The 14,076-nt window shown below is 72.2% G+C and carries 13 protein-coding genes, 1 tRNA gene and 1 pseudogene; 7 read left to right on the forward strand and 8 right to left on the reverse strand.

Translation table 11 applies throughout. From position 1 onward, the window contains the following. The first annotated feature begins 19 nt into the window (after positions 1 to 19). The 5 genes and pseudogenes from ACZ404_RS05135 (at position 20) to ACZ404_RS05155 (ending at position 4,719) form a co-directional block, all read left to right on the forward strand. A complete protein-coding gene (locus ACZ404_RS05135; protein WP_468436074.1) occupies positions 20 to 1,156 on the forward strand; it encodes an SPFH domain-containing protein in 1,137 nt (378 codons plus the stop codon). 132 nt (positions 1,157 to 1,288) lie between these two features. Further along, positions 1,289 to 1,894, forward strand: coding sequence for a lytic polysaccharide monooxygenase auxiliary activity family 9 protein (locus ACZ404_RS05140; protein ID WP_468436076.1), 606 nt, complete (start codon positions 1,289 to 1,291; stop codon positions 1,892 to 1,894). A 96-nt stretch (positions 1,895 to 1,990) separates the two neighbouring features. Next, positions 1,991 to 2,422 carry a DUF3592 domain-containing protein gene (locus ACZ404_RS05145; RefSeq protein ID WP_468436078.1) on the forward strand — a complete coding sequence of 144 codons (432 nt, stop codon included), beginning with the start codon at positions 1,991 to 1,993 and terminating at the stop codon, positions 2,420 to 2,422. Positions 2,423 to 2,565: 143 nt separating this feature from the next. Next, a complete protein-coding gene (locus ACZ404_RS05150; RefSeq protein WP_468437137.1) occupies positions 2,566 to 3,027 on the forward strand; it encodes a DUF3592 domain-containing protein in 462 nt (153 codons plus the stop codon). Positions 3,028 to 3,067: 40 nt separating this feature from the next. Then, positions 3,068 to 4,719, forward strand: a pseudogene (locus ACZ404_RS05155) (AMP-binding protein). Here ACZ404_RS05155 and ACZ404_RS05160 read toward each other — a convergent pair. The 7 genes from ACZ404_RS05160 to ACZ404_RS05190 all read right to left on the reverse strand — a co-directional run bounded on the left by ACZ404_RS05160 (position 4,685) and on the right by ACZ404_RS05190 (position 10,104). Continuing rightward, positions 4,685 to 4,758: transfer RNA gene (locus tag ACZ404_RS05160), tRNA-Lys, on the reverse strand. The pseudogene ACZ404_RS05155 and the gene ACZ404_RS05160 overlap by 35 nt on opposite strands. A gap of 95 nt (positions 4,759 to 4,853) precedes the next feature. Continuing rightward, positions 4,854 to 5,612, reverse strand: coding sequence for an IclR family transcriptional regulator (locus ACZ404_RS05165; RefSeq protein WP_468436080.1), 759 nt, complete (start codon positions 5,610 to 5,612; stop codon positions 4,854 to 4,856). Between the two features lie 218 nt (positions 5,613 to 5,830). After that, complete coding sequence (gene ehuA, locus ACZ404_RS05170; RefSeq protein WP_468436082.1) at positions 5,831 to 6,613, reverse strand: ectoine/hydroxyectoine ABC transporter ATP-binding protein EhuA; 783 nt, start codon at positions 6,611 to 6,613, stop codon at positions 5,831 to 5,833. Next, positions 6,603 to 7,253: an ectoine/hydroxyectoine ABC transporter permease subunit EhuD gene (gene ehuD, locus ACZ404_RS05175; protein WP_468436084.1), complete on the reverse strand. Its 651-nt coding sequence runs from the start codon at positions 7,251 to 7,253 to the stop codon at positions 6,603 to 6,605. Before ehuD ends, ehuA begins: the two co-directional genes overlap by 11 nt. Further along, on the reverse strand, positions 7,250 to 7,969 hold the full coding sequence (gene ehuC / locus ACZ404_RS05180; RefSeq protein ID WP_468436086.1) for an ectoine/hydroxyectoine ABC transporter permease subunit EhuC: 720 nt from the start codon (positions 7,967 to 7,969) through the stop codon (positions 7,250 to 7,252). The genes ehuD and ehuC overlap by 4 nt, the downstream gene beginning before the upstream one ends. Then, positions 7,966 to 8,892: an ectoine/hydroxyectoine ABC transporter substrate-binding protein EhuB gene (gene ehuB, locus ACZ404_RS05185; protein WP_468436088.1), complete on the reverse strand. Its 927-nt coding sequence runs from the start codon at positions 8,890 to 8,892 to the stop codon at positions 7,966 to 7,968. The genes ehuC and ehuB overlap by 4 nt, the downstream gene beginning before the upstream one ends. Before the next feature lie 258 nt (positions 8,893 to 9,150). Then, positions 9,151 to 10,104 (reverse strand): D-2-hydroxyacid dehydrogenase, encoded by a 954-nt coding sequence (locus tag ACZ404_RS05190; protein WP_468436090.1) that lies wholly within the window; start codon positions 10,102 to 10,104, stop codon positions 9,151 to 9,153. A 208-nt stretch (positions 10,105 to 10,312) separates the two neighbouring features. On the opposite strand from ACZ404_RS05190, the gene ACZ404_RS05195 reads away from it, so the two are divergent. Together ACZ404_RS05195 and ACZ404_RS05200 are read left to right on the forward strand one after the other, a co-directional pair. Continuing rightward, on the forward strand, positions 10,313 to 11,065 hold the full coding sequence (locus tag ACZ404_RS05195) for a maleate cis-trans isomerase family protein (RefSeq protein ID WP_468436091.1): 753 nt from the start codon (positions 10,313 to 10,315) through the stop codon (positions 11,063 to 11,065). 54 nt (positions 11,066 to 11,119) lie between these two features. Beyond that, the gene (locus ACZ404_RS05200) at positions 11,120 to 12,262 is read left to right on the forward strand and encodes an LLM class flavin-dependent oxidoreductase (RefSeq protein ID WP_468436093.1); all 1,143 of its coding nucleotides are present in this window, start codon (positions 11,120 to 11,122) and stop codon (positions 12,260 to 12,262) included. Here ACZ404_RS05200 and ACZ404_RS05205 read toward each other — a convergent pair. Beyond that, the gene (locus ACZ404_RS05205) at positions 12,241 to 14,055 is read right to left on the reverse strand and encodes a putative bifunctional diguanylate cyclase/phosphodiesterase (protein WP_468436095.1); all 1,815 of its coding nucleotides are present in this window, start codon (positions 14,053 to 14,055) and stop codon (positions 12,241 to 12,243) included. The genes ACZ404_RS05200 and ACZ404_RS05205 overlap by 22 nt on opposite strands. Positions 14,056 to 14,076: the final 21 nt, after the last annotated feature.

The raw sequence follows: 14,076 nt of genomic DNA on the forward strand, positions 1-14,076 counted from the left end.
GCGGAGGCTGGAGGCACGCATGAGTACGAGTACGTCGCACACGTCCGCAGAGTCGGAGGAGCCCCCCGAGGTCGTGCCGGTCGCCGGGGGCACGGTCACTCGGCCGGCGCGGCTCATTCAGAACGAGGTGACCACCGAGATCCCGGTTCACCTGCTGTTCCGTGACGACCCCGAGCCGGTGTCGGTGCCGCTCAAGCCTGCCGTGGTGGGCCGTCGGCAGGGCACCGGGGAGCAGCCGCGGGTCCGGCGCCCGGTGCCGGTCCGCAGCCGGCACGTGCCGCAGCTCGACCCGGAGTTGGTGGAACGGCCGGCACGGGTGCTGCCCGGCGTGGCGGGGGTGCTGGCCGGGGCGGGCGGCCTCGCCGGGTGCCTGGCCACCTCCTGGTGGGCGGGGCTGCTGCCGCCGCCCGTGGTGGAGGCGCTGCGCCTGCCGGCGTTCACGGGTGCGGGCCTCGGCCCGGCACAGTGCGCCGCGTACGCCGGCGCGGGAGCGCTCTGGCTGCTCGGCTTCGGCGGCCTGGCCCGGGGCCGCACCGGGCAGGCCCGGCTGCTCGGGCTGTTCGGCCGCTACCGGGGGACGGTCCGGCGTACGGGCCTGCTGTGGATGAACCCCCTGCTGCGCCGGCGCCGGGTCGACGTACGGCTGCGGCACTGGCGCAGCGAGGCGATGCCGGCGGCGGACGCGAGCGGGGTCGCGATGCGGGCGGTGGTGCTCGTGGTGTGGCGGGTACGGGACACCGCGCGGGCCGTGCTCGGCATCGACGATCACGAGACGTATCTGCGCGAGTGCGTGGAAGCGGCGCTGGCCCGGGTGCCGGTGGAACTGCCGGGCGGGGCCCGGGGCGCGGCGGCGGGGGAGGCGCTGACCCGGCTGGTGGCTGCGGACGCGGGGCCGATCGGCCTGGAGGTGTTCTCGGTGCAGCCGGTGCGGGTGGAGTACGCCCCGGAGATCGCCGCCGCGATGCACCGCCGCACGATCGCCGCGCTGGACGCCCGGCAGCGGGCCGGGATGCTCAACTCGGTCGTGGACTCGGTGGAGGACACGGTGACCCGGCTGACCACGCGGGGCCTGGTCGAACTGGACGACTACGAGCGCAAGGTGCTGGTCCGGGACCTGACAGTGGCGTTCTGCTCGGGGCGCGGGGAGCCGGTGTGAGGACGCCGTCGATCGGGACCGCGATTGGTATGGACATGTTCAACTAGTGGCAATAACCTGACACTTGGTCTAGACCTACCGCACAGCTCGGTCAGCTCACCGAACTCCCCCACGTTCTCCAGGAGCGGCAGCATGCGCACCAAGACCAAGGTGTCCGCCGTCGTGCTGGGCGTGGTGACCGCCGGAGCCTTCGCGCTCTCCACCGGCGGCGCCAGCGGGCACGGCTACACCGACCTCCCCATCAGCAGACAGAAGCTCTGCCAGAACGGCACCGTGACCAACTGCGGCGACATCCAGTGGGAGCCGCAGAGCGTCGAGGGCCCCAAGGGCTTCCCGGCCGCCGGCCCCGCCGACGGCCAGATCTGCAACGGCGGCCTGAGCCGGTTCGCCCAGCTCAGCTCGCCGACCACACCGTCGGGCGCGCCCTGGCCCACCACCCGGGTGACGGGCGGCCGGTCGTACACGTTCCGCTGGCAGTTCACCGCCATGCACGCCACGACGGACTTCAAGTACTACGTCACCAAGCAGGGCTGGAACCAGAACCACGCCCTGTCCCGCTCGGACCTCAACCTCACGCCGTTCCTGACGGTGCCCTACAACGGACAGCGCCCCCCGGCCACCCTCACCCACAGCGGCACCCTGCCGTCCGGGCTGAGCGGTCACCACGTCATCCTCGCGGTGTGGACGATCGCCGACACGGGCAACGCGTTCTACGCCTGCTCCGACGTCACCTTCTGAGCACCCGTCGGATAGGGTCCGCGTGCGCCGGTGCCGGATGTTCCGGTTCCCGGCGCACGGGGAGTTCCGCAACCGACGTACGGGGGTGCGCGCGCCGTGGACGCGTTGTTCGACATCACCATGTTCGGCCTGCTCGGCTGCATGATCTGGGGTGCGGTGGCGCTGGTGCGCCGGACCCGGCAGCGGCAGGCGGCCTGGGAGAGCGGCCTGACCGCCCAGGGGCGGGTGGTGCGCGTCTGGGCCACCGCCCGGGTGGTCAACAACGTGCCCCAGCGGACGCAGTGGCACGAGTACGACTTCACCACCCGCGACGGCCGCGCCGTCCGCTTCAAGGAGGCCGGCGGCCCGCGCGACCGGGCCGTCGGAGACGTCGTCCTCGTGTACTACGCCCCGGACCGGCCCGACAAGGCCACCGTCACCGAACCGGGACCCGGGACGGCCATGGCGGGCACCGTCTTCTGGCTCGTGGTGCTCGGGGGCTGCGCGATCTACCTCGTGCACGAGTGGATCACGCTGTCCCAGTACTGACGTACGGACCGTCCCGGCGCCGCTTCGATTGTCCCGATCCTGATACTGAGCTTCTCCTGAGGTCCGGCTCCCTGCCCGCCGGGTACGTTCCTCGCACGCCGGCCGAGCGGGGGCGGCGCATACGGACCTCGGGGGATCTCATGATGGAACTGCTCTTCTACACCGTGCCCACCCTCATGATCGCCGGCCTCGGGTACGTCGCCTACCTGATGCTGCGCCGCGCCCGGCGGATCAGCCGGACATGGACGCACGGGGTGACCGCCGAGGCGCGCTGTCTGCGGATGTACACGACGACCAGCGGGGGCGGGGAGACGTCCGTGCGGACGAACGTGCACCACGTCTACGAGTTCACCACCCGGGAGGGCCGCCCGGTGCGCTTCGAGGAGGAGGGCGGCCCCGCGACCGTCCTCGAGGGCGACTTCGTCACCGTCCGGTACCTCCCGGAGCGGCCCCAGCAGGCCACGGCGCTCCCTCCGGCGCGCGGCAGACTCGCCGCCGGCACCGGGTGCGGGCTGGTCTTCGTCGGCGTGGGCATCACCTTCTGCCTGGTCTTCATCACCGTGGCTCACATGATCTTCACGGAGGCGGGCGACCTGATGCCGTAGGCCTCCCCATCTGACGCAGCGTCAGTTACCGTGCGCCTCCATGGACAGGATGCGCACGGTCGCCGAGATGGTCGCCGCGCGGTGGGGGGACCGCCGGCCGGGACTGTGGTGCGAGGGGCGGGTGCTGACGCACCACGAGGTGGCCGCGGGGGCGGCGGCCCGGGCCGCGCTGCTGGCCGACCTGCTGCCGACGGGCGCCGTACCGCACGTCGGTGTGCTCCTGGACAACACCGAGGAGTTCCCGCTGTGGCTCGGCGCCGCCGCGCTCGCCGGTGCGGCCGTCGCCGGGATCAACCCCACCCGCCGGGGAGCCGAACTGGCCCGGGACATCGTCCACGCCGAGTGCCCGGTGCTGATCACCGAGCAGGCCAAACTGGCGCTCCTGGCGGGGCTGGACCTGCCCGGTCTGCGGCTGCTCGTCACGGACACCCCGGAGTACGCCGCCCTCCTCGCGCCCTACGCCGGCGCCGCACCCGACGCGTCCCGGGCCGCTCCCGGCGACCGGATGCTGCTGTACTTCACCTCCGGGTCGACCGGCGCCCCCAAGGCCGCGCTCTGCTCCCAGGGGCGGCTGGCGGCGGCCGGGCAGGCACTGGTGCGGCAGTTCGGAGTGCGCGCGGACGACGTGCACTACGTCTGCATGCCGATGTTCCACGGCAACGCCGTGATCGCCGACTGGGCGCCCGCGCTGGCCGCCGGGGCCGGGGTGGCGCTGCGGCGGCGCTTCTCGGCCTCGGGCTTCCTGGACGACGTGCGCCGCCACCGGGCGACGTACTTCACCTACGTCGGCCGGGCCATCCAGTACGTGCTCGCCACCGAGCCCAGGCCCGAGGACCGGGATCACGCGCTGCGGCTCGGTTTCGGGACGGAGGCCGGCGCGGTGGACGCGGCGGCCTTCGAGCGGCGCTTCGGGGTGCGGCTGGTGGAGGGCTACGGCTCCTCGGAGGGCGGGGCGGCGATCCAGTGGGCACCCGGGACGCCTGCGGGCGCGGTCGGTCCGGCCGCGCCCGGCCTGGTGGTGCTCGACCCCGGGACGGGCCGGGAGTGTCCGCCGGCCGTCTTCGACGCCGGGGGACGGCTGGTCAACGGGGAGGAGGCCATCGGGGAACTGGTGAACCGGGCGCCCAACCCCTTCGAGGGCTACTGGCGCAATCCGGCGGCGGAGGCCGAGCGGCGGCGGGGCGGGGCGTACTGGACCGGTGACCTCTTCTACCGGGACGCCGAGGGATACCTCTACTTCGCCGGCCGGACCGACGACCGCATCCGTGTCGACGGGGAGAACCTGGCCGCCGCGATGATCGAGAACATCGTCGCCCGCTACGAGGGTGCCGCGGCCGTCGCCGTCCACGGGGTGCCGGATCCGGTGACCGGGGACCAGGTGATGGCGACCCTCGCCGGTACGTTCGACCCTGTGGCCTTCGCCGCGTTCCTGCGGGCGCAGCCGGACCTGGGGACGAAGATGGCGCCCCGGTTCGTCCGGGTGGTGGAGCGGATGCCGGTCACGGCCACGAACAAGATCCACCGCGCGAAGCTGCGCCGCGAGGGCTTCCGGTGCGCCGACCCGGTGTGGTGGCGTCCCCCGGGGGAGGACGGCTACCGGCTGCTCACCACGGAAGACGTCGAAGGGCCCCTCGCTTCGCGAAGGACCCTTCATCGGTGCGCCGCCAGGGACTCGAACCCCGGACCCGCTGATTAAGAGTCAGCTGCTCTAACCAACTGAGCTAGCGGCGCATGACTCCCGCCGACCTTTGAGTTTTCCCTCCGCGGCCGGCGACGAAGAAAATACTACCCGGTCCGCCGGGGTGCTCGTGACCACCCGGGCCGGGCTAGATCGTCAGGGAGAGCAGTACCGGTGCCGCGCTCCGGTTCAGGGTCTCCGCAGCCCGCTTCAGCCGGTGCGCGTGCTCCACCGGGAGGGAGAGCGCCAGGCAGCCCACGGACGAGCCGGCGGTGATCGGTACGGCCGCGCAGACCGTGCCGATGGCGTACTCCTGCAGGTCCAGCACTGGCACCGTCGGCGGCTGGGCCTCGAGGCGGGAGAGCAGCAGCTTGTCGCTGGTGATGGTGCGCGAGGTGAGGCGGGCCATCTTGTGCCGGGAGAGGTGGTCGCGCCGGGCGCCCGGGTCGAGCTGGGTCAGCAGGCTCTTGCCGACGGCGGTGGCGTGCGCGGAGTACCGGAAGTCGACCCACTCGTTGACCGCCGGGGTGGTCGGCCCCGCGGCGAACTGGGTGACCCGGACCTCGCCGTCCACGTACCGGCTCATGTACACCGCCGCGCCGACGGAGTCGCGCAACCGGTCCAGGGTGTGCTGGAGCTTGTCGCGCAGGGCCCGCTCGCGGTCGTGCGCCGAGGTCAGGCGGCGCAGGGTGTCGCCGGTGACGTAGGCCCCGTCGGTGATCTGCTCGACGTAGCCCTCCCGGCGCAGCATCCGCAGCAGCGCGGTGAGCCGCTCGGGGCCGAGGCCGGTGTGGCGGGCCAGCTCGGTGTCGGTGACCCCCGCGGAGTGCCGTGCGACGCTCTCCAGTACGCGCAGCGCGTCCTGGGCGGAGTGGTACGGAGCGGTCGGCTCGTGCATCAGCGCCACGGTGTTCCCCCTGCGCTCGCTTACTGGGCCGTAAGTCCGGTCGGTGGAGCGCTTCCACGATAACGGTCAAACCCGCTCCGGGGAGAGGGGGTTGGCGAGATTGTGCAAGTCGCCGCCCCCTCTCAACTGGGCCGCTGACCCTCTGGCATATGCCAGTGACACCACCCAGCGCCCGGACCTCGGTACTTCACGTTTTCGGGGCCTTTCACGGCGTGTAGTCACAGGACTGCGCTGAGGAACTCCCGGGTGCGGTCCTGCTCCGGATCGCCGAAGATCTGCTCCGGCGGGCCCGCCTCGATGACCCGTCCGGAGTCGAACATGAGGACCTGGTCGGAGATGTCCCGGGCGAAACCCATCTCGTGGGTCACGCACAGCATGGTGATGTCGGTGCTGCGCGCGATGTCCCTGAGCAGGTCGAGGACGCCCGCGACCAGTTCCGGGTCGAGCGCGGAGGTCACCTCGTCCAGCAGCAGCACCCGCGGCCGCATCGCCAGCGCCCGGGCGATCGCCACCCGCTGCTGCTGACCGCCGGAGAGCCGGGTCGGCTTCGCGTCGCACTTGTCGGCGAGACCCACCATGTCCAGCAACTCCTTGGCCCGCGCCTCGGCCTCGTCCCGGGACATCCCGAGCACCTGCACCGGCGCCTCGGTGATGTTGCGCAGGACCGACATGTTCGGGAAGAGGTTGAACTGCTGGAAGACCATCCCGATCTTCTTGCGGACCTCCCGGACCTGTTTCTCCGACGCGGGGAACAGCGGCTCCCCGTCGACGGTGATGACGCCCTCGTCCGGCTTGGTGAGGGTCATCAGCAGTCTGAGGATGGTGGTCTTGCCCGAGCCGGACGGCCCGATCAGGGTCACGTGCCTGCCGGGCGCCACGGAGAAGTCGAGGTGGTCGAGCACGGTGTTCGAACCGAAGCGCTTGGTGACCCCCTCCAGGCGGATCAGCTCGGCCGGCGGGGCGTCGGTGACGGACGAGGTCGTGCGGGTCTCAACGGACAAGGCGTCGCTCCAGAGCTCGCAGAAGAAGGGAGGCCAGGTAGGAGATGAGGACGAAGGCCACACCGATCACGGTGACCGGCTCGGTGAACTGGAAGTGCTGCTGGGAGAAGAGCCGGGCCCGGCCGAGCATCTCCAGCACGGTGATCACCATCAGCATCGGCGTGTCCTTCAGCATGGAGATCACGTAGTTGCCGAGCGCCGGGACCACCCGGCGGATCGCCTGCGGCAGGATCACCGCCGTCCAGGTCCGGTGCCGGGGCAGGTTCAGCGCGGTCGCCGCCTCCCACTGGCCGGCCGGCACCGCCTCGATGCCGGCCCGGTAGACCTGCATGGTGTACGTCGAGTAGTGCAGGCCGATCGCGAAGACCCCGGTGGCCAGCGCCGAGAAGGTCAGCCCCCACTCGGGCAGCACGTAGAACAGGAAGAACAGCTGCACCAGCAGCGGAGTGTTGCGCACGAACTCCGTGACCACACCGACCGGCCAGCGCACCCATCGGGTCGGCGTGCGCATCAGCAGCGTCCACACCAGGCCGAGGGTGAAGGACAGCAGCGAGCCGAGGGCCAGGGCCTGCAGGGTGACCAGCAGCCCCTTCCAGAAGTCCGGCATGAAGTCGCTCACGGCGTTCCAGTCCCACTTCATGCGACACGACCTCCCACCCCGGTCGTCTGCGCGCGCTTGAGCTCACGCGCCGCCGACTCGGTACCCGCGTCCTTGCCGACCCCGGCCTTCAGCCGCTTCTCCAGACCGCGCATCAGCCGGGTCAGCACGAAGGCGATCGCGAAGTAGATCAGCAGCACGTACGTGTAGATCTCCGCGCTCTGCTGCAGCGCCAGCCGCACCAGGTTCGCGCTGAACGTCAGGTCGCCCATGCCCATCACCGACACCAGGGCGGTGCCCTTGAGCAGCTCGATCAGCAGGTTGCAGAAGGACGGGATCATCTCCGGCACCGCCTGCGGCAGCAGGATCAGCCGCATCCGCTGGGCCGGCGTGAAGCTGAGCGCGATACCGCCCTCCCGCTGCGCGGGGTCCACCGCGTTCAGCGCGCCGCGCACGATCTCCGAGCCGTACGCGCCGTACGTCAGCCCGAGCGCCAGCGTGCCCGCCCACATCGGCACCAGCTGCCAGCCGAAGGCGACCGGCAGCACGAAGAACACCCAGAAGATCATCACCAGCGCCGAGGTGCCGCGGAAGACCTCGGTGTAGAAGCCGGCCAGGAAGCGCACGATCCACAGCCGGTGGGTGCGCGCGATGCCGACGACGAAGGACACCGCCGTGGCGAGCAGCGCGCTGAACACCAGCAACTGGACGGTGGTCCAGAGGCCTTTCAGTACCAGTTCCCAGAGCCCCGAGGTCATCCGCCGCACAGCTCCTTCGCGGTCAGGTCCGTCATCTCGGTCTCCGTGAAGCCGAAGGGCTTGAGGATCCGGAACAGCTCCCCGCTCTTCTTCAGCTTGTGCAGCTCGACGTTGAAGGCGTCGCGGAGCCGGGTCTCGGTGGGGCGGAACGCGAACGCGCCGCCGTCCACGTGCGGTTTGCCCTGCACCAGCGGGGCGAACGGCTTGGTCGCCTCCGCCTTGGCCGACTTCTTCACCACCGCCCGGACGGTGATCGCCGTCCCCGCGAAGACGTCGACGCGTCCGGCCTCCACGGCGTTCAGCCCGGCGACCTGGTCGGGGACGATCAGGATGTCGCCCTCCTTGTAGCCGGCCTCCACCGCGTACTGGATCTCCGCGTAGCCGGTGCCGGTGGCGAATGCGGCCTTCTTCTCCACCACGTCCCGGTAGGAGTGCAACCCCTTCGGGTTCCCCTTGCGGACGATGAACGAATCCAGCATCTGGTAGTCCGGGTCCGCGAAGATCACCTGTTGGCACCGCTCGTGGTTGACGTACATCCCGGCGGCCACGACGTCGAACTGCTGCGAGTTCAGGCCCGGGATGAGCGAGCCGAACTCGGTCGGCACCGGCTGCACCCGGTCCACGCCGAGCCGTTTGAAGATCACCCTCGCCAGCTCGGGCGCCTCACCGGTGAGCCGGCCGTTCCTGTCGATGTACCCGAAGGGGATCTCACCGGCGATGCCGAGCCGTGCGACACCCTGGGCGCGCAACCGGTCGAGCAGGTCGCCGCCGGGCTCGTCGGAGGCCGAGGCCACCCGCGTACAGCCCGCCGCACCCAGCGCGCCCACCGCGCCCAGTGCCGCGGCGCCCGCGAGGAGCGCGCGTCTGCTGTGTCTGCGTTCCGGCCGGAAAGTGTGTACGTCGTTCCCAAGTGGTGGAGCCATGGCGGCGCGGCTACCCAAGCGCATGCGGGCCATGCACACCCGATTTCCCGGCCGGCCGGCGCCCCGTCGTGCCGTCCGGGAGGCGGGATGTGCCCGCCGTCGCGCGCCCGTCGGCCGACCGCGCGCCGCTGACCTGGGCCGACGTGGGGGAGAGGCTGCGGCTCGCGGAGCGGGGCGTACGCCCTCTTCGTGAAGTCCGCCCCTGCGGAACCCACACGGGACGACCCGGCTTCACCCCGATTCCCTTCACAGGGACGGTCAGTGGCCGGGCACGTAGCCGCGGTGCTTGTCCACCACGTTCAGCAGGGGCCTGCCGGCCGCCCAGCGCTCGTACAGGTCCACGAACTGGGCACCCAGTTCGTCCCGCCAGCCGACCGTGTCGCCGCTCATGTGCGGGGAGACGATCAGCCCCGGCAGGCCCCACAACGGGCTGTCCTCGGACAGGGGTTCGGCGGCGAACACGTCCAGGGCGGCGCCCGCGATCCAGCGCCGGGTGAGCGCGTCGGCGAGGGCGTCCTCGTCGGCCAACTGCCCGCGGCCGACGTTCACGAAGACCGCCGAGGGCTGCATCACACCGAACCGGCGGGCGTCGAACATGCCGTACGTCTGCTCGGTCAGCGGCGCCGCCGCGATCACCCAGTCGGCGCGGGAGATCAGCCGGTCCAGGTCGTCCGGACCGTGGACGCCGGTCCGCGGGACCCGGCCGACCAGGGCCGTCGTCACGTCCAGCGCCTTCAGCGTGCGGGCGATCGCCCGGCCGATCGGCCCGGAGCCGACCACGCACGCGCGCGTGCCCGCCACCCGCCGGGTCTCCCGGTGCCGCCAGACCCGCTCCCGCTGGTACGCCAGCGTGCGCGGCAGGTCCTTGGCGACCGCCAGCATCAGGGCGGCCACGTACTCGGCGATCGGCTGGTCGAAGATCCCGCGCGCGTTGGTCACCACCGTGTCGGACGCGGCCAGCTCGGAGCACATCAGATGGTCCACGCCCGCGCTCGCCGTGTGCACCCAAGCCGGCCGGGGCCCGTCCCCCGGCCAGGCCTCGCGCACGGCGGGCGAGGTGAAGTCCCACACGAGGAGCACGTCCGCCTCGGGCAGCCGCGCGCCGAGCCCGGCCGCGTCCGTGTGCACGATCCGGGCCCGGCCGGTGAGCCGGCCCAGCCGGGGCGGCGGGTCGGCGTCCAGGACCAGGACGGTGGGCGTGGTAGGCGTCATACGAGGCGGCTCCGGGCGTCTGACATGCGCGGATTGACCACGCTGGCACCGGCCCCCGGCTTCGTCAACACGGGCGTGCCGACGTTCGGTTGCCCCCTCGTTCCGGAGCGTGAAAGCCGGTGCCCCGCCGGATGTCCTCGCCAGGTGGGCTGTGCCGCTCCGGCTGGGTACCCGGCGAAGAAGACGACGGAACGCGAGAAGGGCCGACATGACTGCGCTGGGATTCCTCTACCCGGGACACTTCGCCGAGGACGACTATCCGCGCATCGAGCAGCTCCTGGGCAGCGACATCCGGGTGGACCTGGTGCACACCGACATCGGTGAGGACACGCACCGGGTGGACGCGCTGCGCGAGCTGGGCGCGCCCGAGCGGCTCACCGAGGGCATGGAGGCGTTGCGGCTGGCCGGCGCCGAGACGGTGGTGTGGGCGTGCACCAGCGGCAGCTTCGTGCACGGCTGGGAGGGGGCGCAGGAGCAGGTGCGGGCGCTGGCCCGGCTGGCGGGGATGCCGGCCTCCTCGACGTCCTTCGCCTTCGTCAACGCGGCGCGGGAGCTGGGCGTGCGGCGGGTCGCCGTCGGGGCGACGTATCCGCAGGACGTGACCGCGCTGTTCGCGGACTTCCTGCGGGCCGGAGGGCTGGAGGTGGTGTCGGTGCGGTCGTCCGGGGCCGCGACGGCGGCGGAGGTGGGGAGCTGGGGGGAGGAGGAGGTGCTGACGCTGGCGCGGGCCGCCGACGCCGACGCCGACGCCGACGCCGGCGCCGGGGCGGAGGCCGTGCTGCTGCCGGACAACGCGCTGCACACCGCGGCGTGTCTGCCGGTGCTGGAGAAGGCGGTGTCCAAGCCGGTGCTCACGGCGAACCAGGTGTCGGTCTGGGAGGGGCTCCGGCTGGCCGACCGGCGGGTCAACGCACCCTCGCTGGGGGCGCTGTTCACCCGGGAGCCACTGGTCCAGGTGTGATGTCCGCGGTGGCCCCAGCCGCGCCCGAGCCGGGCTCCAGGGAATAAGCGGAGGATGTCTCCCGTTTCCCCCAGGCACGTGTTCGCGGGTAGAGCAGGAGGCAGGACCGTGGCGGCAGACGAGATACGGGGTACGGCACTCGGGAGTGCGCCCGTCCCCCTCTCCGTACTGGACCTGGCGACCGTGGGCGCGGGGAGTACCGCGACCGACGCCCTGCGTACCGGGGTGCGGCTGGCGCGGCTCGCGGAGGCGCGCGGGTTCCACCGGTACTGGGTGGCCGAGCACCACTCGATGCCGGGCGTCGCCTCCTCCTCGCCCGCCGTGATCCTCGCCCACCTCGCCGCCCACACCGACCGCATCCGGCTCGGCTCGGGCGGCGTCATGCTGCCCAACCACGCCCCGCTGGTGATCGCGGAGCAGTTCGGCACCCTGGAGGCGCTGGCGCCGGGCCGCATCGACCTGGGCCTGGGCCGGGCGCCGGGCACCGACGGGGCGACGGCCGCCGCCCTGCGCCGTACCGACGGGCTCGCCGAGGGCGCCGACGACTTCCCGGAGCAGCTCGCCGAACTCACCCGCTTCCTGGACGACGACTTCCCCGACGGGCACCGCTACCGGCGCATCCACGCCATCCCCGGCCCGGTGCAGGGCAACGCCCCCGGCGGCGTCCAGTCCCCGCACCGGCCGCCCGTCTGGCTGCTCGGCTCCTCCGGCTTCAGCGCGCGCCTGGCCGGGATGCTCGGCCTGCCCTTCGCCTTCGCGCACCACTTCTCCGCGCAGAACACCGTCCCGGCCCTCGACCTGTACCGGCAGTCCTTCCGCCCCTCGGCGGTGCTGGACGAGCCGTACGCCCTCATCGGTGTCTCCGTCCTGGCCGCCGACGAGGAGCGGGAGGCGCGGCGGCAGGTGCGGTCCATCGCGCTGAGCATGATCCGGCTGCGCACCGGACGCCCGGGCCTGTTCCCCTCGCCGGAGGAGGCCGAGGCGCACGAGTTCTCGCCGATGGAGGAGGACTTCGCCGCCACCATCACCGGCAACGTGGTGCACGGCACGGCCGACGAGGTCCGCTCCGGTCTGGACGAACTGCACAAGCGCACGGGCGCCGACGAGCTGATGCTCACCACCTACGCCCACCGCGGCGAGCTGCGGCTGCGCTCCTACGAACTCGTCGCGGACGCCTACGGCTTGCCCACCGCGTAGTCCTGCTCCCCGAGCAGCTCGGAGATACGATCCGGCGACACCGGACGGGAGTACAGCCAGCCCTGCCCGGTGTCGCACCCGATCCGGCGCAGCCGGGTGGCCTGCGCCGAGGTCTCCACGCACTCCGCGGTGACCGTGAGGCCGAGCCGGTGCGCGAGCTGGATCATGGCTTCGACGATCACCTCGTCGGCCGGGTTGGGCGGCACGTCGGCGGTGTCCTTGGCGGTCTCCTCGTACTGGAAGCCGCGCACGAAGGAGCCGTCCAGTTTCAGCACCGACACCGGGAGCCGGCTGAGGTAGGCCAGATTCGAGTAGCCGGTGCCGAAGTCGTCGATGGCGATGCGCACGCCCATGTCACTGAGGGCCTGGAGCGCCTGCAGCGGGCGGCCGCCCGAGCCCATGACCGCCGACTCGGTCAGTTCGAGCTGGAGCAGGTGCGGGGCGAGCCCGGTCTCGGCGAGGGTCTCGGCCACGTCCGCGACCAGGTCGGAGTCCCACACCTGGCGTACGGCCACGTTCACGCTGACGAAGATCGGCGGCTCGGTGGGGTGGGCAAGCTGCCAGCGGCGGGCCTGCCGGCAGGCGGTGGCCAGGGCCCAGCGGCCGAGCTGCACGATCGAGCCGTCCTCCTCGGCCAGTCCGATGAACCGATTCGGCGTCAGTGTGCCGAACTGAGGATGATTCCAGCGGATCAACGCCTCGACGCCGCTGAGCCGTCCGTCCTCCATGCCGACCAACGGCTGGTACTCGAGCGCGAATTCCCCGCGCTCGATGGCCGGACGCAGGGTGGAGGACAGGGCCTGGCGGGTCATCAGATGGGCGTTGCGCTCGGGGTCGAACAGGGTCCAGCGGCCCTTGCCGTCGGCCTTCGCCCAGTACAGCGTGGTGTCGGCCGCCTGCATCAGGCCCGTGGCGGTCGTGCCGGCGGCGTGGCGTTCGACGACGCCGATGGACGCGGTCAGGGACAGGCGCTGGCCGGCCAGGTCGAAGGGCTCCTCCAGCGCCTTCAGGGCCGCCTCGGCCAGCTCGGCGAGCTGCTCGGTCCCGGTGGAGTCCTCGACCAGCAGAGCGAACTCGTCGCCGCCGAGCCGGGCCACCAGGGGCGTCGCGGCGCGGGCCTGCCCGGCCTCGTCCGCGACCCGGGTCAGCCGCTCGGCCACGGACGCGAGCAGGCGGTCGCCGACCCGGTGGCCGAGGGTGTCGTTGACGGCCTTGAAACCGTCGAGGTCCAGATAGCACAGGCCGATCCGGCCGGTGCCGCTCTGCTCGTACGACTCCGCCTCCAGCGCGGCCGACAGCCGCTCGAAGAACAGGGTGCGGTTGGGCAGCCGGGTCACCGGGTCGTGCATCTGCAAGTGCCTGAGCCGGGCCTGGAGTTCGCGGCGGGCGCCGATGTCGGCGACCGACACCAGGACGCCGGGCCCGCCGCCGGCCAGCGGCGCGACGGTGACCTGCACCCACACCGCGTGCCCCTCGGGGTGCTTGAGCCGGCGGGTGCAGCGCAGCCGCGCCTGCCGGCCGCGCAGCACCTCGCGGTAGGCGTGCCACGTGCGCGCGTCGGAGGCTAGGTCCACCAGGTCGGCGGCGACCCGCCCGGTCAGCGTCTCCGGGTCGGTGCCCAGCAGCTCGCCCAGGGCGGCGTTGGCGCTGACGACGAGACCCTCGCGGTCGACCACGGCCATGGAGAGCGGGGCGGCCGAGAAGACACGATGATAGGTGCTATGGTCACTGTCTGTGACGGCTGACCGGTCGAGGTCTGCCGCGGGCGTCGGCCCTTCGGACGTTCCGCTCACCGCTCGCTCCCGCAGTGCACT

It is taken from the genome of Streptomyces sp. NPDC030798 (assembly GCF_055572275.1).